Raw genomic sequence first — 19,868 nt, 5'->3', positions numbered from 1 at the left:
ATCCTACTCTGCCACAACGAACCTACTGCAATTAAAAAGTATAGAGGTCTTAACTCTATCCTATTTGAAAGAGTTTTAGACCTCTGATATTTTTGGTATAGCGGTTCTCCAAAAGCGTGAAGTACAATTTTGACCTCACTTCCATTCCCCCCTCTTAAAAGGCTACGGTGTACACACAAGTCCTAAAAACCTAGCTTGATAAGACTTTCCTCGTTCCCAGTCTCCGACTGGGAATGCATTCATTGAGTCTCTGACTCAATGCCAGATTGGAGGCAGAGCCTCCACGAGGAGCATTCCCATGTAGAACATGGGAACGAGATAAAAACGAGGTAAACGAGATAAACAAGAGAAGAATGGAAAATCAAGCTTTTTTCGACTTGTGTGTACACCGTAGCCTTATAAAGGTGGGAAACAAGAAAATCCGGTTCCCTCCCCTTTATAAGGGGAGGGTTAGGGTGGGGTAAAGAAATATTTGATACATCAATCATGAGTTTTAAAACATCCTCTTAGAAAAATATCGCATTTTAAAACTCATAGTTTTCTAGAACAAAACCCAAATTTACGGTTTAACTCTCATGTTGCAAGAAATGAGTCAGGGAACTCAAAGTTCAAAACTCAAGGTTCAAAACACTTCCCAACAACCCGTTATTTCAGTTTGCCATCTCGATTACTACTTTGGTCGGGCAGAACTCTGCAAGCAAGTCTTGTTTGATATTAATCTCGACATTTATTCTGGAGAGATTGTGATTATGACTGGGCCATCCGGTTCTGGTAAAACCACTTTACTAACACTAATAGGTGGATTGAGATCCGCTCGCGAAGGCAACCTGAAAGTTTTGGGACAGGAAATATCTGGGGCTAGTAAGCGGCAACTGATGCAAGTGCGGCGACAGATTGGTTATATTTTTCAAGCACACAATTTATTAACTTTCTTAACTGCAAAGCAGAATGTCCGAATGTCTTTGGAATTACACGATGAGTACCTAAAGCAAGATATGGATCAGCTGGCAACGGATACTCTGAAAAGTGTTGGTTTAGGCGATCGCATCGATTATTATGCAGATAGTCTTTCTGGAGGGCAAAAGCAGCGAGTTGCGATCGCTCGTGCCCTAGTCAGTCGTCCTAAAATTGTTCTTGCCGACGAACCAACTGCTGCTCTCGATAAAAAGTCAGGTCGCGATGTTGTAGATATCATGCAGCGTTTAGCTAAAGAGCAGGGTTGCACTATTTTACTCGTCACTCACGATAATCGAATTCTCGATATTGCCGATCGCATTATCCACATGGAAGATGGACGGTTAGTACAAGAAATGGGAAAGTAAGAAACTATCTAATTTGGCTAGTGAGATCGTGATTTTTGATTCTTTTAATGGGATTAATTTTAGCTACTTGTGAAAGTCTTATGAGTCAAACTGAAGAACCAAAATATTGCGTATTGCAATCTTATGATGATATTGAAATCCGGCAATACGAGCCAAAAATTGTTGCTGAAACAGTCATTCAAACTGAAAGAGATCGAGCAAACAAGGCTGCATTTTCGATTCTTGCCGCTTACATATTTGGTGAAAACACCTCTGTAACCAAAATTGCCATGACTGCGCCTGTCACGCAATCCCAGCCAAGTGAAAAAATCGCCATGACTGCGCCTGTGATTCAACAAGAAGCGGGGGAAAATGATCGGGCTACTTGGGCGGTACAGTTCGTGATGCCCTCAGAATATACGCTAGCAACGCTGCCAAAACCAAAAGACTCTCGCATTACTATCAAAGAAGTTCCCAGCAACAAAGTAGCGGCAATCCGTTTCTCCGGTCTAGCTGAGGATGAACAATTGCAAGAAAACGAAGCCAAATTATCTGCTTTTCTGGCTCGGCAAGGTATCGAGACAAAAGGTAAAGCGATTTATGCTTTTTATGACTCTCCGTTCATCTTGCCCGCATTTAGACGCAATGAAGTCATGCTCGAATTGAAATAATAGACTTCTTGCAAAAGTCGGGGTAAAGGGTAAAGAAACTCAAAATCCTTTCCCTTTCCCCCTTCCCCTTTACCCCCTTCCCCTTTACCCCCTCCCCTTTACCCCTTCCCCTTTACCCCGCCAAGTTTCCTTGACGAACTACTAGATTCTCGCTTTTTGCGATCGCATCAGATCAAATATCTCAGGAGAAAAATTATGATTGCAACGACTCGCTTAAAAACCACTCAATCGGAAGAAATCTTTGCTGCTGCCCAAAAATTAATGCCAGGAGGAGTTAGTTCCCCCGTGCGGGCTTTCAAATCTGTTGGTGGACAGCCAATCGTATTCAATCGCGTCCTTGGCGCTTACATTTGGGATGTGGATGGCAATCAATATATCGATTATGTCGGCAGTTGGGGGCCTGCTATCTGCGGTCACACTCATCCTGAAGTCATTGCTGCTCTGCACGATGCCCTAGAAAAAGGAACTAGCTTCGGTGCGCCCTGCTATCTCGAAAATATACTGGCACAGATGGTAATCGATGCTGTTCCTAGTATCGAGATGGTGCGTTTTGTCAACTCCGGCACGGAAGCTTGTATGGCTGTTCTTCGTCTAATGCGAGCTTTTACGGGGCGGGAAAAAGCAATCAAGTTTGAAGGCTGCTACCACGGACACGCCGATATGTTTCTCGTTAAGGCTGGCTCTGGTATTGCCACTCTCGGCTTGCCCGATTCTCCTGGTGTGCCCAAATCCGTGACTAGCAACACGCTGACCGCTCCTTTCAACGATTTAGAAGCAGTAAAAGTATTGTTCGAGCAAAATCCCGGTGAAATTGCTGGTGTAATTCTTGAACCAGTGGTTGGAAATGCAGGTTTTATTCCACCTGCTGCGGGTTTTCTTGAAGGTTTGCGAAAACTGACGCAAGAGCATGGAGCGCTATTAGTATTTGATGAAGTGATGACGGGCTTTCGGATCGCTTACGGTGGAGTGCAGGAGAAATTTGGTGTCATTCCTGACTTAACTACCTTGGGTAAGGTGATCGGCGGCGGTCTGCCAGTCGGTGCTTATGGTGGTCGCCAAGAAATTATGTCGATGGTTGCTCCAGCCGGAAACGTGTATCAAGCCGGAACGCTTTCGGGCAATCCACTGGCAATGACGGCAGGGATCAAGACGTTAGAGTTGTTGCAACGACCTGGAACTTACGAGCATCTCGATCGCATTACAAAGCGACTCACAGAAGGGATGCTGGAGATTGCCAAAGAAACAGGTCATGCTGCCTGCGGTGGTCAGATTAGCGGCATGTTTGGTTTCTTCTTTAACGAAGGCCCGGTTCGCAATTATGAGGATGCTAAGAAGTCTGACTTAAGTAAATTTGCTCGTTTCCATCGCGGGATGTTAGAACATGGAGTTTATTTAGCTCCATCTCAATTTGAAGCCGGATTTACTTCTTTAGCTCATACCGAAGCAGACATCGATCGCACCCTCGAAGCAGCCCGAACAGTCATGTCTCAGTGAACTTCTTGCAAAAGTAGGGGAAGGGGGAAAGGGGAAGGGGTAAAGGGGAAGGGGTAAAGGGGAAGGGGGAAGGGGTAAAGGGGAAAAAACTCAAAATCTTTTCCCTTTAACCTTTAACCTTTAACCTTTACTCTTTAACCTTTAACCTTTAACCTTTACCCTTTACCCTTTAACCTTTAACCTTTCCCCTTTCCCCTTTCCCCGCCAAGTGAACTTGGCGAACTACTAGGCTAATGGTTTGAGCTTAGATAACTGCTCCTAAAGAGGTCAACGTGGCAGTTGCCGCCTCAGTTAAACCTTTAACTCCGACAATATTCATTTGCTCATAGGGCTTACTCGCTCTCATGGTTTTTAAGCATTTGCCTGCTTCTATATCCCAAAGTCTAATCGTTTCATCGTCACCGCCACTAACCAAGGTTTGGTTATCTGGACTAAAGGCAACTGACCAAACCAAGCCTGTATGTCCGTGCAAAACTTTCAGGCACTCACCCGTGCAAACGTCCCACAACTTGATTGTCAAATCGTGACTCGTGCTAGCCAGTATCTTGCCATCAGGGCTAAAGGCGATCGATTGCAACCAGTTTGTGTCTGCTTGTAAAACTTTCAGGCACTCACCGGTATGCGGATTCCACAGCCTGATTGTTCGATCTGGACTAGCACTTGCCAGGATATTACCATCAGGGGCGATCGCAATTGCCCAAATCCAACTCGTGTGTCCTGCCAAGGTTCTGAGGCAGTTACCCGTGTGAATATCCCATAACTTGATCGTTTGATCCCAGGAGCCACTCGCCAATATCTCTCCTTGAGAGATGAAGGCAACTGACCAAACCGCAGCGTTATGTCCCTGTAAGGTTCTTAAGGTTCGACCTGAACGAACGTCCCATAATTTTATAGTACAGTCCTCACTGCCACTGGCGATCGTCTGGCTGTCGGGACTAAAGGCAATCGATAAAACTGCTGCGCGATGTCCTTGTAAGGTTCTTAAGGTTTTACCTGAAGGAACATCCCATATTTTCAGTGTTTTATCTACACTACTGCTGACTAGGATATTTCCTTCATGATTAAAGATAACTGAATGAACCGAGTTGGAATGTCCTTTTAACACTTTGAGGCATTCACCAGTTGCGGCATCCCATAACCTCACAGTGCGATCGCGGCTGCTACTAGCAAAAATTTGACCAATGCTTGGTAAGCTAGCACTAACAGGACTAAAGGTAACAGAGAGTATTTGATTGGTATATCCTTGTAGAGTCTTGAGGCATTCACCTGTATCGACACTCCATAGCTTCACGGTTTGATCGTGTCCACCGCTAGCCAAAAGCTTGCCTTGGGGACTGAAGGCAACTGCAAAGACCCAACTGAAATGTCCTTGAAGCGTTTTGAAACATTCACCCGTATCGACACTCCATAGCTTCACGGTATGATCGTGCCCACCGCTAGCCAAAAGGTCGCCTTGCGGGCTGAAATCCACTGAAAAAACTCGATTTGAATGCCCCAGAAGTGTTTTGAGACATTCACCCGTTTGAGTTTTCCATAGCCTAATAGTTTGATCCTCGCTGCCACTTGCCAATATTTGACCATCTGGACTGAGGATTATTGACCGTATTCCACTATTATGGTGTTTTTCAAACGTTTGCATACACTGTCCAGTTTTGATATCCCACAATTTAACAGTGCAATCGTCACTACCACTCAACAGTTGAGTATCTCCCCTAAAGACAACAGAGAGTACCCAACTAAGATGTCCCTGGAGTGTTTTGAAGCATTCTCCAGTGCTGCTATTCCATAGCTTCACGGTGCAGTCATCGCTGCCACTTGCTAATGTGCAATTATCTTGGCTAAATGCAACCGACCAAACCTCATTTGTATGCCCTTCTAAGGTGCGAAGGCACTGACCAGTACTAACATCCCATAACTTTATTGTGTAATCGGTGCTACCGCTAGCGAGAATCTTACCATCAGGGCTGAACGTCAGTGATGTTACCCAACTTTTATGTCGCGTGCAGATGAAGACTGGTTGCACATCGCTAACTTGGTACAGATGAATTTCTCCATTACTGTCACCTACCGCCAGAAGTTCTCCATCAGGACTAAAGGCTACCGCATGAATAGCACCAAAGGTTTCAGTAAACGTACACCTCGCTAAATTGGCGTAAGCAAAATTCGTATTTTGCAAATTTACATCTCGTAGGTCAGCCTGCCAAATGGTTAGACCAGAGAAATCATAGCCCGTTAAATTAGTTCCTAACTGATTGAGTAAGTTAAGAATATTACCTGCTACATATCCCGGCTCCAAGGGTGACTTCTCTTGCTGCTTGAGTAAGATTTGAGTCAGTTCATATTCCAAGTTTTTTTTGCCTTCAAAGACTGGAATTAATCTGTTAATCACGGCATAGAGAATGAGACGAATTTGAGTCTCTCTTACATAGTCTTTGGCAGTAGCTTTGATCAGAGCATGGCTTTTAAAAAGCGAAAACTCCTGGTTAGCAATCTCCTCACAAACTTGCTCAACCAAGCGACTTGTCACGTACTCCATCACGACTGGCTGTAGGGTGAAGTAGGCTGTATCTCGTTCGATGAGCGATCGCCGTCCCAAAGATTCCAGCGTTTCAATTAAATTGAGTTGGGGAAAAGGCGATACTAAATCTTCTCGTAATTTGGAGAGGGTTACTGGCTCCCGATTAATCGCTAGCCAGTACATTACATCTTTTCCCTCATCAGATAAACGCTCAAATTGCTGCTCTAATAAATCACGAAGATCCCCAAATACGGTGGTTTCCTCTTTTAAAAACTCAGAAATATAACCATCAAATAAATCTTGAATCGTAGTTGCCACAATTTTTAAGGCTAAGGCATTGCCTCCATAGCGTTTGACCAGTGCGTTAAATTGAGTTTCTAAACCCTTGAGCCTCTTACTCTTAAGAATTTCTTCTCCCTCTCCTTCTTTGAGTCCACCCAATCTCAAAGTTCGCACTGGTAAGGCTTCTCCTTCTAGAGAGGCAACTTCTTTAGGTTTTTCTCGCGTTGTGAGTAGCAAGCAACTCTGGTGGTCTGATTTACCTACTCGTTTAAGGAGTTCGCCATACTGCTCATATCCAAGGTTATATTGTCCGGCTCGACTCCCACCACGTAACACAGCGTCTACATTATCGAACACGACCAAGCAGCGCATTTCCTTAAAGTAGTTAAGCAGCATGGAAATCTTATCACTAACGCTTTCCGGCAATTCTGCCTCAGTTTCTTGCTCGTCAGATAGAAACTGAATGATGCTACCTAAGAATGTATCAATGGGTGGAGCGTCATACAGCGATCGCCAGACAATACAATCAAATTTGTCCTGCATTAATTCTGCCAATTTGATCGACAGACTAGTTTTCCCGACTCCACCCATTCCGAGAATGGTCACTAATCGACAGCGATCCTTCAGCAACCACTCATCCAGAGTACTGAGTTCTTCTGTACGTCCGTAAAATGCTAAGACAGAAACAGCTTCCCCCCAATCTTGACGGCAATTGGGGTCTGAGGTCGAATAGTAGCCTTCGCATAGGCAGCTATCAAAACCAAGAAAGAGAGCCTCAAGTGTTCGCTTGTCAACTCCCTTCCTACGGTTTAAAACTTTTCTGATTGTTAGAGGGTCTAAGTTAGTGCGGTAGCTTAACTCTTCAAGAGTGAATCTCTTGCCAAAATTATCTCGAAACTCAAACTTGTGCCTTGCTTCTTCGAACTTCTGTAAACCAACAGAAGTGAGTATAACTCCGCGCTTACGTCTTAGCATACCCAAATTCCTCTACAGACAAAGATAGATTTAGCACAGAACTTAAGTACTTTTTCACCCAAGAGATATTTATGACTGAAGTTTTAGACTAAATGGTGAGAAAAAGCTGTACAGTGACTATCAGTTAAATATCTAGATAATTGCATATTTGTCAAGAAGGTGCAGAAAAAGGGAGCAAGGGAGCAGGGGTGCAGGGGAGAGTTCAAATACCAAGTTCTTTCCCCTCTGCCCCTCTGCCCCTGTGCCCCTCTGCCCCTCTGCCCCTCTGCCCCTCTGCCCCTCCGCCCCTCTGCCCCTCTGCTCCATCAAACGCCTGAAGCTTGTGAGAAATACGGGTTATATCCTCAAGCTAGACTGTACCCGTTGTCAAAATTTGAATTTGGAATTGCTGAACAAAATCCCTCAATACTTTAGAGTTAATAATAAACTCAATTCCAAAGCGCGATCGCAATGACTGATAAAGAACTCAAACATCTACTTGAGAGTAACGCTAAAACAGTCCAAGCTATGCTAGATGAAATGGCGGAAGCACGTCAGGAACGCCAAGAACTCCGAGAAGGAATGCTCCAAATCCAGAATGCAGTAGCACAATTAACCAACATACAAGAGAGAATAACCAATTTACTAGTTTCTCTCGATGGCGATCGCCCCACAATTCTCAAAAAACTCTCAGCACTGGAAACTAAACTCGATCAGTTGTTGCAGCAAAACCCAACGGATGAGTTAGGGTAAACGTTCATAATAATGCCTAGACGTGTTGAAACAACATTTATTTTCCTTAAACAGTCGATAATGTAAATAAATGTAAAAAATCCTCAGGCAGGACAGAAGCATCTATGCGTGTAATTTTGATGACCGGTAAAGGCGGCGTGGGCAAAACTTCCGTCGCTGCTGCAACTGGACTCCGTTGTGCGGAACTAGGCTATCAGACGTTGGTTTTAAGTACAGATCCCGCCCACTCCCTAGCAGACAGTTTTGACATGGAACTGGGACATGCACCCCAAAAAATTCGCCCAAATCTGTGGGGTGCAGAACTGGATGCGCTACAAGAACTGGAGGGAAACTGGGGTGCTGTGAAACGTTATATTACCCAAGTTTTACAGGCCAGGGGTTTAGATGGCGTACAGGCGGAAGAATTGGCTATTCTACCAGGCATGGATGAGATTTTTGGCTTGGTGAGGATGAAACGCCATTACGATGAAGGTGAGTTTGATGTCTTAATTATCGACTCGGCCCCCACAGGCACAGCACTGCGTTTGCTGAGTTTACCTGAAGTCGGTGGCTGGTATATGCGCCGTTTTTACAAACCATTTCAAAACATCTCGGTGGCACTCCGTCCCCTGGTGGAACCTTTGTTTAGACCAATTGCTGGTTTTTCGCTACCTGATAAAGAGGTAATGGATGCACCTTATGAGTTTTACGAGCAAATTGAAGCTCTGGAAAAAGTATTAACAGATAATACTCAAACCTCAGTGCGTCTTGTCACTAATCCTGAAAAAATGGTGATTAAAGAGTCTCTCCGTGCCCATGCCTATCTGAGTTTGTATAATGTTGCAACAGATTTAGTCGTGGCTAATCGGATTATTCCAAGTGAAGTCCAAGATCCATTTTTCCAACGTTGGAAGGAAAGTCAGGAACAATATCGCCGGGAAATTCATGATGATTTTCACCCTCTACCTGTGAAAGAAGTTCCTCTATTTTCCGAGGAAATGTGCGGTTTAGCTTCTTTAGAACGCCTGAAGGAAACCCTTTACAAAGATGAAGATCCAACCCAGGTTTATTATAAAGAAACAACTCTTAGAGTTGTGCAAGAGGAAAACCAATACAGCTTAGAACTTTACTTGCCTGGTATTCCTAAAGACCAAGTTCAATTGAGTAAAACCGGAGACGAATTAAACATTACGATTGGCAACCATCGTCGTAATTTAGTTTTGCCACAAGCCTTAGCAGCACTACAACCAGCAGGGGCAAAGATGGAAAACGATTATCTAAAAATCCGCTTTGCTGACAACGCAAAAATTTAATTTTGTTTGACATTTTTCTGTCAACAAAAAGTGACAAATAAACAGCAAGAATCATTTCTTGAAAGTGCAACAGACGCAATTTTATTAGCGTCTGTTTTTATAATTTTTAGTTAATCTGTATAAAAAGCAAATAAATATTTCTGTTAGTAATTTGCCGTAGTTTTACTGAAGACAAATTGATGAAATAAATTTGAAAATGTCATTAGATTTAATTATCTTTGTTTTGTAAATTATTAATTGAATATATTATAAGCAATGACCTCTAACATTGAACAACCTTTGCCCTTATGTCGCCATGAAGAAAGTTTACTACGTCGCATTACAAACCGTATCCGACGTAGTTTAGAGTTAGAAGAAATTATCACAGTGACAACGGCAGAGGTGCGATCGCTATTAAAAACTGACCGCGTGATGATTTACAAATTTCATCCCGATGATAGTGGTCAAGTGATTGCTGAGTCAATTTACGAAAATCGGTTGCCATCACTACTAGGACTAAATTTTCCTGCTGACGATATTCCCCTCAGCGCCCGTGAACTATTTATCAAATCACGGGTGTGTTCTATTGTAAATCTTGATACTCAAGAGATTGGTCAAATTCATCTGCGTGACTTGGAAAATGGAGAAACCATATCAGAGGAAACCCGTTACCGCCCTGTAGATTCCTGCCATATTGAATATTTGACGGCAATGGGGGTAAAGTCTTCTCTAGTAGCGCCTATTCTCTATCAAGATGAACTCTGGGGGCTGCTGGTATCTCATAATTCCCAAGCGCATTTGATTTCAGAATATGAACTAGAAGCAGTACAGACGGTAGTTGATCAGCTGTCAGTGGCGATCGCTCAAAGTACCCTTCTGGCTCAAGTCCGGAAAACAGCCGAACGGGAAGCGATCGTTAACCGCATTGCGACTCTACTGCATTCACTGCCGACGATTGTATTACAACCAGCCCTAGAAGCAGCTGTTGCTGCCTTTAATGGTGTTGGTGGCAGACTTTGTATTAAAAATGCAGCTTTTGATTTCCACAGTGGCAACATTACCAGCTTCACAGAATGCTTAATACCAGGAAATAACTGTATTAAGCTTTATATCTGTGGAGAGCAACCCGTGATGCCAGAACAAACTATATATCCACTCATAGAGCAGTATAGTATCTGGCAAGAACACTATAAGTCTAGTAACTACGATGTTTGGGCGATTTCAGATATATATAACACCCCTGACTTGCGAAGTTTGCAAGTTGCTTTTCAACCAACTAAAATTCGCAGCATATTGATAATTCCACTCCAGTATCGCCAGCAGTTACTAGGTTACTTAAGTATTTTCCGCAACGAAGTAGATATAGAAACTTTATGGGCGGGGCAGTATGAGTGCGATCGCAGGCAACTGTATCCCCGGCGATCCTTTGAGGCTTGGCGCGAATCTAAAAAAGCACAAGCTCAAAAATGGACGGTTGAAGACATTGAACTGGCTAGAAACCTCGGTAAACACTTTGCTTCAGCAATTCAGCAGTATGAATTACATCAACAAGTACAAGTCTTCAATGAAAATTTAGAAAAACAAGTTAGAAGACGCACAGTTGAGTTACAACGGACATCTGAACAAGAACAGGCTGTGTTTAAAGTTATTGCCGAAATTCGCGAATCTCTGGACACAGATATTATTTTTCAAACCACAACTAAAGAGGTTTGTCAATTAATTAAAGCCGATCGCGTTTCTGTTTATCGTTTCGATTCTAGTTGGGGTGGTGAATTTGTTGGGGATTTCGAGGCTGCTAGTCCATACTGGTCGAATGAGTCTGAACTAGGTATTAATACAATTTGGAATGACACCTACTTACAAGACACACAGGGAGGACGTTACCGCAACAATGAAACATTTGCAGTCGATGACATTTATAGTATGGGGTTTACTCAGTGTCATATCGACAATCTAGAGCAGTTTCAAATTCATGCTTTTGTGCTTGCTCCGATTTTTGTTGGGCAAAAACTTTGGGGTTTGCTGGCAACTTATCAACACACCGGCCCTCGACAATGGAAAGCTTCTGAAGTGAACTTTCTCAGTCAGATTGCGGCCCAAATGGGAGTAGCACTCCAGCAAGCTGAATTACTCACTCAGACACGACAACAGACTTTAGATTTGCAACAAGCAGCAGAACAACAACGGGTATTGTTTGAAGTTGTGGCGAAAGTTAGGGAATCCCTTGATCTAGATGCGATTTTTCAGACAACCACCCAAGAAATTTGTAAATCACTACAAGCCGATCGAGTTGCAGTCTACCGCTTCCAGGCTGATTGGAGTGGTGAATATATCGCCGAGTTTGTGGGCGATGGTTGGTTAAAGCTAGTAGATGATCATACCAAGACAGGTTGGCAAGATAGCTATTTGCAAGAAACCCAAGGTGGGCGATATCGTCACAATGAAACCTTTGTAGTTGATGACATCTATGAAGCTGGCCACTCTCAATGCCACGTTGCAGTTTTAGAGCAAATTCAGGCAAAGGCTTATGCGATCGCACCTATATTTATTGGGCAACAGCTATGGGGCTTGCTAGCAGCATATCAGAATTCCGCACCGCGCCATTGGGAAGCCTCGGAAATTAAGTTTATTACTCAAATTGCCAATCAGCTTGGGGTTGCACTCCAACAAGCCCAATTACATAATCAAACCAAAGAGCAGACCCAAAAGTTGGCTCAAGCTTTGCATGATTTACAGCAAACTCAAAGTCAACTGATTCAAACTGAGAAAATGTCCTCACTAGGTCAACTGGTAGCTGGTGTTGCCCACGAAATTAACAATCCGGTCAACTTCATTTATGGCAACATCAATCATGTCAATGATTACACCCAAGATTTACTTAGTATACTAGAACTCTATTTACAAAATACCCCTAACCCTAGCTCTGAGATTAGCGATCGCGCCTTCGAGATAGACTTAGAATTTCTCATGGAGGATTTACCCAAAACTCTATCTTCCATGAAAATTGGCATTGATCGTATCCGGCAGATTGTCTTGGGTTTACGAAATTTCTCTCGCCTCGATCAGGCAGAAATGAAGCCAGTTGATATTCATGAGGGGATTGATAGCACCTTGCTAATTTTGCAGCATCGCTTGAAAGCAAAACCGGAAAGTCCGGCGATTAAATTAGTCAAAGAATACAGTGACCTTCCTTTGGTAGAATGCTATGCCGGGCCACTGAATCAAGTATTTATGAATGTTTTAAGCAATGCGATCGATGCTTTAGAAGATTACCAATCACAACCTCATAGCAGTGAAATTACCATCAGTACTGCTCTTGGGGAACTTGAAGGCAATATCAAAAGTGTAGTAATTCGCATTGCAGACAATGGCTCAGGAATACCCGAAGCTTTGAAGACAAGAATCTGCGACCCATTTTTTACTACTAAGCCAGTGGGAAAAGGCACTGGCTTGGGGTTGTCAATTAGTTACCAGATTGTTGTAGACAAACACGGTGGTGTGTTTAAATGTGATTCTCAGCCGGGGTTAGGAACAGAATTTTGGATTGAAATTCCGATTAGACAAATCACCAAATCGCACCATCAACTCCCGTAGGTTGCAATACTTTTCGGATAAGCCTAACAATCTCAACTTTTGGTCTGGGAAAAGGTTAAAGGGTAAGGGGAAAGGTGAATTCAAACCTTTTCTCTTACCCTTTAAGGGACTTCCAAATAAAAAAATACTCAACTACTTCTTGTGGCACTGGTGTCAACTTAACGAGGGATTGTAAATCCCTGTCTCATAGCTAAAGTCCTCTGAAGAAGACTTTAGAGCGCAAAAATTTTCAGTCTACTTCAGTAGACTTGAGCAATTAGTCAGGGATTTACAATCCCTGGCGGGTGAACAACACCCAATCAGTACGCTATTTTTGGCTTAAGTTGACACCAGTGGCTTTTCGGCCCACCCCACAAGATTGGGTAATTTATTTTTTGGAAGTCCCTAACCGAAAAGTATTGCCCTAGGTTAGGGAACCACCGCCGTGGATGGGTTAGGCAATTAAGTTAAAACCTTGACATTAACATTAATGTCAAGGTTTAGCGTGAGAGAGTCCTTGTTAATTCACCTCTCATGCTCTACCCCCAACGTTTCGGCCAATTCACCAGAGAACACGCAGATACCATAGCAGCCCTTTTGTGTGGCTTACTGCTATTTTTCGGATGGTTCGCCTTGCATCTCGGATGGTTGGGATTGGCGTTTCTACTGCTACCGGCTGCTTATGTAATTGGTGGTTACGAAAGTGCGCGAGAAGGATTAACTACTCTTTTCAAAGAAAAAGAACTGGATGTAGATTTGCTGATGATTGTGGCAGCGATTGGTGCTGCTAGTCTTGGCTTATGGCGAAGAGAATATCATCTAATTATTGATGGAGCAATTTTGATTCTCATCTTTGCCATCAGTGGCGCACTAGAAGGATATGCTATGCAGCGCACTGAGCGGAGTATCCGTAGTTTGATGAGTCTGACACCAGATACAGCAAGGGTTTTGCATCAGGGCAGAGAAGAGGAAGTTGCTATCAGTCAGTTAAAAGTGGGTGATGAGATTGTCGTCAAACCTGGAGAGCTAATTCCTACTGATGGAATAATTTTATCTGGTTACAGCACCCTCAATCAAGCTGCAATTACAGGCGAGTCTTTACCTGTAGAGAAAACAGTGGGCGAAGAAGTATTTGCCGGCACACTCAACGGCTATGGTGCATTGCAAATTAAAGTACACAAACCAGCCCAAAGCAGTTTGATTCAGCGTGTGATTCGCCTGGTAGAACAAGCGCAGACAGAAGCACCACCTTCCCAAGAGTTTATCGATCGCTTTGAGAAAGGATATGCCAAAGTCATTGTAGTAGCCGGGATATTACTGGCAACTTTACCGCCATTCCTCTGGGGTTGGGATTGGGAAACCACAATTTATCGCGCCCTTACCTTTCTGGTGGTGGCTTCTCCCTGTGCGCTGATGGCTGCAATTATGCCCACCCTGCTTTCGGGAATTGCCAATGGCGCAAGACAGGGGATTTTGTTTAAAAATGGGGCGCAGTTGGAGAAGATTGGCAAAGTCCGAGCGATCGCATTTGATAAAACTGGTACTCTAACAACAGGGCAGGTGCAGGTATTTCAGGTAATTTCAGTTAGTAAATACACTAAAGATGATGTTCTAAAAGTGGCTGCTAGTGTCGAATCATCTTCCGAACATCCCATCGGTAAGGCAATTGTACAAGCGGCTGGTGATTTAGATTGGGTTGGTGCAATCCAAGTGCAAGCTATACCTGGACAGGGAATTGTGGGAATTGCCCAAGAACAACAGGTAATTGTGGGGAACGCCGTTTTTGTCCAACAGTATGTGACAAATTTACCTGAAGAATTGCGAGAAATAGTTCAATCTTGGGAACAAGAAGGTAAAACTGTGGTTTGGGTAGCACAGGAAGGAAGGGGAGCAGGGGAGCAAGGGGGCAGAGGGGCAGAGGTGATTGGTGTAATTGCGATCGCAGATGAAGTAAGATCGCAAGCAGCTGCAACTATTACCCGGTTAAAGAAATTGGGAGTTGAACAAATTGTCATGTTAACCGGGGATAATCAGGAAACTGCTCACAGTGTCGCCAAAGCAGTAGGAATTGATCGGGTATATGCTCAACTTTTACCAGAAGATAAGCTCGATGTTATCCGCCGTCTACAGCAACAATATCAAACTGTGGCAATGGTAGGCGATGGAATCAATGATGCACCAGCTTTAGCCCAAGCATCTGTGGGTATAGCGATGGGAGTATCTGGTAGTGATGTGGCATTGGAAACCGCAGATATAGTATTGATGGCAGACAGGTTAGAAAAAATTGCTGTAGCGATACATTTAGGTAGGCGATCGCAACTCATAGTAAAACAAAATGTAGTCGTAGCGTTGGGTTTCATTATGTTGCTTTTGGTTGGCAACTTTCTGGGAAATATCAACCTACCCATCGGCGTTATTGGCCATGAAGGTTCCACAGTCTTAGTTACCCTTAGCGGACTAAGATTGCTTAAGTAAGATAGAACAAAGTAGTACTTTGTCAAACTAATATTAGTTAACTCGTTGCCGCTTCATCCCAACGAGTTCTAAAATCTGGAACCTAGATGTTGCAAACTAAAAGAACACTAGCTTATATGTATCACCAATTTTACCTATAGGAGCAGAAGCGGAAATATTTTTGTATTCATCTTGATAGGTTAGATTAGCAATACACTCAAGCTGTACTTGGTCAGCAAGCGTCTTTAAAAATCTCTCTCTATCTGACTCTGACAGATCGGCTTCAACTTCACTTATTGTTACTTGAAAGTCTTTATCCTTAAAGCCAATAAATGGAAGTAAGAGCATTTTCTTGAATAGATTGCCTGCACCTGCATTATTAAACCCTTCAAATGTCTTGTCAGAGAAATACATTAGTTTTAATATGTCATCTTCAGTTCCGCTTTTGAGAGTTGCAGTCAACTCTTGGATAAAAATATCGAGATTCATCTTGCTTTTACCTCAAAATTAGCTTGAATCATAACAGGTAGTGTAATTACAACCAATAGAAAAAAGTAATATATTTCTAAAAATCAAACCACCAGTGTAAAAAGCTGGCGGTTTTTGTTTCAATTTAGCAGCTTTATTCAACTAAAATAGAACTTGCTTCCGAGCAATGTAAACTTGACATACTTGACATATTAGTAGTAGAGCAAGGTAATGGCTTTTGCTGACTGATAAGTGCGATCGCTGTTTTCAACCAATCAATATAAGTCTCTTCTCTTCGGATTACCAACTCCAGCACGAGCCTTTGCATCACCTGCTCACGGTTGGCAGACTCATCACTGAGTAATGGCAAGTCGATGGTTTCACATTCAGCAAGTTTTTTGCTGCGAGCTGCCAATTGTTGCTCCAGTAGGTGAATAATGGTTTCATTTGACAACTGATCTGCAAAATGCAACTGGACTAGCATTGGCTCTCGTAAAGTCGGCAAGGGCTGATGCATCCCAAGCCATTGGGCGAATTCGGCTTTCCCTGGTTCCGTCACACTGTAGACTTTGCGGTTGGGGCGATCGTGCTGAATCTCAATCGTACAGGTAATCCAGCCTTGCTCAACTAGCTTATCGAGAGTTCTGTAAATTTGTGCCTGGTCTGCTGGCCACAAATGGGCAATGCATTGATCAAAGCAGCTCGTTTTGAGGTCGTAGCCCGTCATTTCTTGCTGCTGAAGAAGACCTAAAATTACGTATGCTAGCGACATTAAGACGGTTTTCCCATAATTGATATTTTCTCGATAGGTTCTACACTATGTACTTCTTATAAGTTTATGCTAATATATGATTAATCAGATATAAGATATAACGGCTATAAAAAAAGATGTTAATCGTAATGCTTCTTAGCAAGGAAATCAAATATATAAACTGAGGTTGGGCAGATGGCTAATGATGCTGTTTGCACAAGAGGGTGAAAAATTAGCGATGTATCTTGAGTGCCGCTCTTGTTGGTTCAGCCTCTCGTAGAGAAGAGAAAGCAAGCAGAAGTTATGATAAAACAGGAGTCAGAATACAGAATTCAGAATTCAGAATTGGTGAATACTCTACCCATAAAAGGATAGAGTTTTAAGGCGAGAATATTTTAATTTTTTCGCGCCACTTGCGGGCAAGGTTTTAAACCAATATTCATTACCCAGTCGGACTCCAATTCAATTCTGTTAGCGATAGCGGGGCGTTTAGCCCATTCTGACTCCTGACCCCTGAATTCTTCTTATAAAAGCTGCAAGTCTTCTAGCGAGTGTCTACGCCACTATTGGAGATGCTACTCATCGCTAGCGTATCACTTCACGAAGTAATTGTTCGGTATAGTCTACTCGCGATTAATACTGACGCAGAAATTATTTAAGCCATCAAAGACTATTGTAACGAGAGGATGGGTAACATTGACTTCTAACACACTTTCCCAAAGAATACGTCAACATCAATATCTGCGTGATTTACGAAACAAATTACTCTATCTTCACAAGATGTTGCTAGAGACAGAACGTATTGCCTACGAACAGGTTAGTGGACGAGTATCAAACGGAGAACTTCTTCAGCTCGTCATCGCTCATGAACAATTTGCTTGGCTACATCGTATTTCTGAAGTCGTCGTGCAAGTTGATGAAATGCTCGAAGCAGATGAACCGATATCGTTGGACGATTTCCAAAAGTTGATTACTAATGTCCGCACACTGATTGTACCGTTAGAGACAGGCAATACCTTCGAGAGAAAGTATTACAATGCTCTCCAACGCGAACCTGCGGCTATATTAGCACACGCGGAGATATCCAGATTTCTCACATCCAAGGTGTGAAAGTAAGAGATTTCCACCAAATTATTACTTAAGCTAAACAGTGCTGAGTAAAAATCATACTCAGCACTGGCTCAACGCCCCGCTACCGCTAACAGCACTCATGAACCGAATGGCACTAAGAAAAGATACAGCTCTTGTTCTGACTGGAACAAGCCTTCAGGCTGGGAATCCATTCTGGGAGGCTCCGCCTCCAGTAGCTTGAATTGAGGCAGAGCCTCTTTTAAATACATTCCCAGCCTGGAGGCTGGGAACGAGACGACACAAGCTTTTGGGTTTTTCTTAGTGCCATTCCACTCATGAACCAACTGCTGCCAAAGGCTGAGATATTTCAGCTTGCCATACAGATTGCCCTGTCAGCAGTTCTACAACATCCATCCCATTTCCAATTACACCTGGTACACTCGGATACCCAGCACTTGCCCCTACTAAAAACAGGTTAGATAATTCTGTAGTATATCCCAGACGATTTAAACCAACCTGTTTAGGTATTAATTTCGCGCCGTAAATATTACCTTGCGGTTGTCCCAGGTAAAATTCGCTGGTGGTAGGTGTGCCGTAAACTTTCATCCGGGCGTAGTTGTCTACATCTGGAATTAACTCTCGTACACTTGTCATGATCTGCTGATAAACTTCCCGCTTTTTGGCTTTATACTCTTTTGGGTCAGTTTTGTGTAGATGTTCAAATGGTTTATATGAACAGACAGTAGCAATCTCTAAAACGTGATGTCCCTCTGGCCCCAGCCCTGGTTCACTGGATTTCATCGTCGGACAAGAGAGGAAAATCCACGGATGACTGAAGTCACCAGTCAATTGTCGTTGATATTCTCTGTTTAGGTCGCCTGTGGGATAATACCAAATATTCCAGTTACCGATGCCGTAGCGTTGGGGATCGAAGCGACTATCTAAACCCATGTAAATATTGAAAGCACTGGCTGAATATTCATAACTAGTGAGACGTTGTTGCTCTTTTTGACTCAATGCTTGAGGATCATGCATCAACTCCACTGTTAATTTCGGGTCGAGGTCGCTAATATAAGCTTTGCTGGCGCGATAGCTGATACCATCGGCAAGGATGCTATGAACAGCACGGTTACTAACTTGAATATACCTCACTGGAGTGAAGTATTTTATGACACCTCCACCTGCGGTAATTACGTCTGCAATGGTGTTAACAAAATGTTTGAAGTGATGTTTGGGATAATAAGCACCTTCTGAGTAATCCCAAACAAGGGAAGTGTGCGTGATTAGGGCAATTTCTTGGGGTGGTAGTGCATAGTCGCCACTTTGTCCTGCCAGTACTGCTTGTAGTTTAGGCGATAACCCGACATGGTTATACAAATCTTGTAAAGTCCAACTCCGCTTCCAAAATAAATTCAAATATTTTGGTAACTTCAACCAGTCAGACAACTTCTGATCAAACCAGTGTACTTCTTGCACTAGGTTGCGAATTTCTTGGTGGAGTTGCTGAATTTCATTGCAGTAACGGTTAATAGCACTAGCTTCTTCTGGAAATGTGGAGAGTAAACGCGATCGCAAATTTTCCCATCCTAAAGGAATTTTAAAATCTGCCTCTGGTGTGATGACTCGATCAATGCAGTCAGGATCGAGGCTATTAAAGGGTACATCTTGGTGAATATAGTCAAGAAATTGGGCTATAGTCTGACCAGAACCACATTGAGAGATGTAATGTACGTCAGCACAAAAACTATATTCCCCATAATCAAAGGTGTGACAACATCCACCAGGTAAATAATGTTGTTCTAAAACTGCTACCCGATAACCTTGTCGAGTTAAACAGGCTGCGGCGGAAAGTCCGCCTAGTCCGGCTCCCAGAATTACATAATCGAAGATTTCCATCTCAGTCTCCTTTGGCAATCTTGATTTCTCTTTATTTCGGTGTTATGGTTTTATTTCACTATTTTTTTACTAGTAAAAAGACCAAATTAATCTGCGGTTCTTTAGAAGATATTTGAAAAGTCCTTTTCTTAGTAGCAAAACGTTTTAGATCCCCCTAAATCCCCCGATAAATTGGGGGACTTTAAGAAGTTTTCCCCCTTAATAAGGCTACGGTGTACATACACACAATTCCTAAAAACCTAGCTTGATAAGCATTTCCTCGTTCCCAGTCTCCGACTGGGAATGCATTCATTGAGTCTCTGACTCAATATTTGACTAGAGGCAGAGCAATACTTGTCGGGTTTGTAAGGGTAATGGGAGGGGAAAAGTTAATGCAGTTTCTGTGTCGTTAGTGTTGGCTGAAAATAAAGT

The 19,868-nt window shown here is 43.0% G+C and carries 12 protein-coding genes; 8 read left to right on the top strand and 4 right to left on the bottom strand.

The genetic code is table 11. The annotated features are described in order from the left end of the window. The first annotated feature begins 587 nt into the window (after window positions 1-587). The 3 genes from RRG12_RS38955 to hemL all read left to right on the top strand — a co-directional run bounded on the left by RRG12_RS38955 (window position 588) and on the right by hemL (window position 3,466). A complete protein-coding gene (locus RRG12_RS38955) occupies window positions 588-1,322 on the top strand; it encodes a DevA family ABC transporter ATP-binding protein (RefSeq protein WP_420762884.1) in 735 nt (244 codons plus the stop codon). Window positions 1,323-1,402: 80 nt separating this feature from the next. Continuing rightward, window positions 1,403-1,972, top strand: a complete 570-nt coding sequence (locus tag RRG12_RS38950) for an SOUL family heme-binding protein (RefSeq protein ID WP_420762883.1) — start codon at window positions 1,403-1,405, stop codon at window positions 1,970-1,972. Between the two features lie 195 nt (window positions 1,973-2,167). Further along, the gene (gene hemL, locus RRG12_RS38945; RefSeq protein WP_420762882.1) at window positions 2,168-3,466 is read left to right on the top strand and encodes a glutamate-1-semialdehyde 2,1-aminomutase; all 1,299 of its coding nucleotides are present in this window, start codon (window positions 2,168-2,170) and stop codon (window positions 3,464-3,466) included. A gap of 244 nt (window positions 3,467-3,710) precedes the next feature. On the opposite strand, the gene RRG12_RS38940 is transcribed toward hemL, so the two are convergent. After that, window positions 3,711-7,241, bottom strand: coding sequence for an NB-ARC domain-containing protein (locus RRG12_RS38940; protein ID WP_420762881.1), 3,531 nt, complete (start codon window positions 7,239-7,241; stop codon window positions 3,711-3,713). A 450-nt stretch (window positions 7,242-7,691) separates the two neighbouring features. Here RRG12_RS38940 and RRG12_RS38935 point away from each other — a divergent pair, with 450 nt between their 5' ends. From RRG12_RS38935 to RRG12_RS38920, 4 genes are all read left to right on the top strand, one after another. Next, the gene (locus tag RRG12_RS38935) at window positions 7,692-7,973 is read left to right on the top strand and encodes a hypothetical protein (protein WP_181930220.1); all 282 of its coding nucleotides are present in this window, start codon (window positions 7,692-7,694) and stop codon (window positions 7,971-7,973) included. 104 nt (window positions 7,974-8,077) lie between these two features. Further along, window positions 8,078-9,265, top strand: a complete 1,188-nt coding sequence (locus RRG12_RS38930) for a TRC40/GET3/ArsA family transport-energizing ATPase (protein ID WP_069074809.1) — start codon at window positions 8,078-8,080, stop codon at window positions 9,263-9,265. Window positions 9,266-9,520: 255 nt separating this feature from the next. Continuing rightward, window positions 9,521-12,838: a GAF domain-containing protein gene (locus RRG12_RS38925; protein WP_420762880.1), complete on the top strand. Its 3,318-nt coding sequence runs from the start codon at window positions 9,521-9,523 to the stop codon at window positions 12,836-12,838. Window positions 12,839-13,351: 513 nt separating this feature from the next. After that, window positions 13,352-15,292, top strand: coding sequence for a heavy metal translocating P-type ATPase (locus RRG12_RS38920; RefSeq protein ID WP_420762879.1), 1,941 nt, complete (start codon window positions 13,352-13,354; stop codon window positions 15,290-15,292). A 96-nt stretch (window positions 15,293-15,388) separates the two neighbouring features. Here RRG12_RS38920 and RRG12_RS38915 read toward each other — a convergent pair whose 3' ends face one another. After that, window positions 15,389-15,760 carry a hypothetical protein gene (locus RRG12_RS38915; RefSeq protein ID WP_069074812.1) on the bottom strand — a complete coding sequence of 124 codons (372 nt, stop codon included), beginning with the start codon at window positions 15,758-15,760 and terminating at the stop codon, window positions 15,389-15,391. A 133-nt stretch (window positions 15,761-15,893) separates the two neighbouring features. After that, window positions 15,894-16,511, bottom strand: coding sequence for a PadR family transcriptional regulator (locus RRG12_RS38910; protein WP_420762878.1), 618 nt, complete (start codon window positions 16,509-16,511; stop codon window positions 15,894-15,896). Window positions 16,512-17,186: 675 nt separating this feature from the next. Here RRG12_RS38910 and RRG12_RS38905 point away from each other — a divergent pair. Continuing rightward, window positions 17,187-17,600, top strand: coding sequence for a hypothetical protein (locus RRG12_RS38905; RefSeq protein WP_420762877.1), 414 nt, complete (start codon window positions 17,187-17,189; stop codon window positions 17,598-17,600). Between the two features lie 294 nt (window positions 17,601-17,894). On the opposite strand, the gene RRG12_RS38900 is transcribed toward RRG12_RS38905, so the two are convergent. After that, window positions 17,895-19,457: a phytoene desaturase family protein gene (locus RRG12_RS38900; RefSeq protein ID WP_420762876.1), complete on the bottom strand. Its 1,563-nt coding sequence runs from the start codon at window positions 19,455-19,457 to the stop codon at window positions 17,895-17,897. Window positions 19,458-19,868: the final 411 nt, after the last annotated feature.

Source organism: Nostoc sp. CALU 546 (assembly GCF_048836525.1).
The sequence above is the reverse complement of the archived record's forward strand: the minus strand, read 5'-3'. Positions and strand labels throughout refer to the sequence as shown.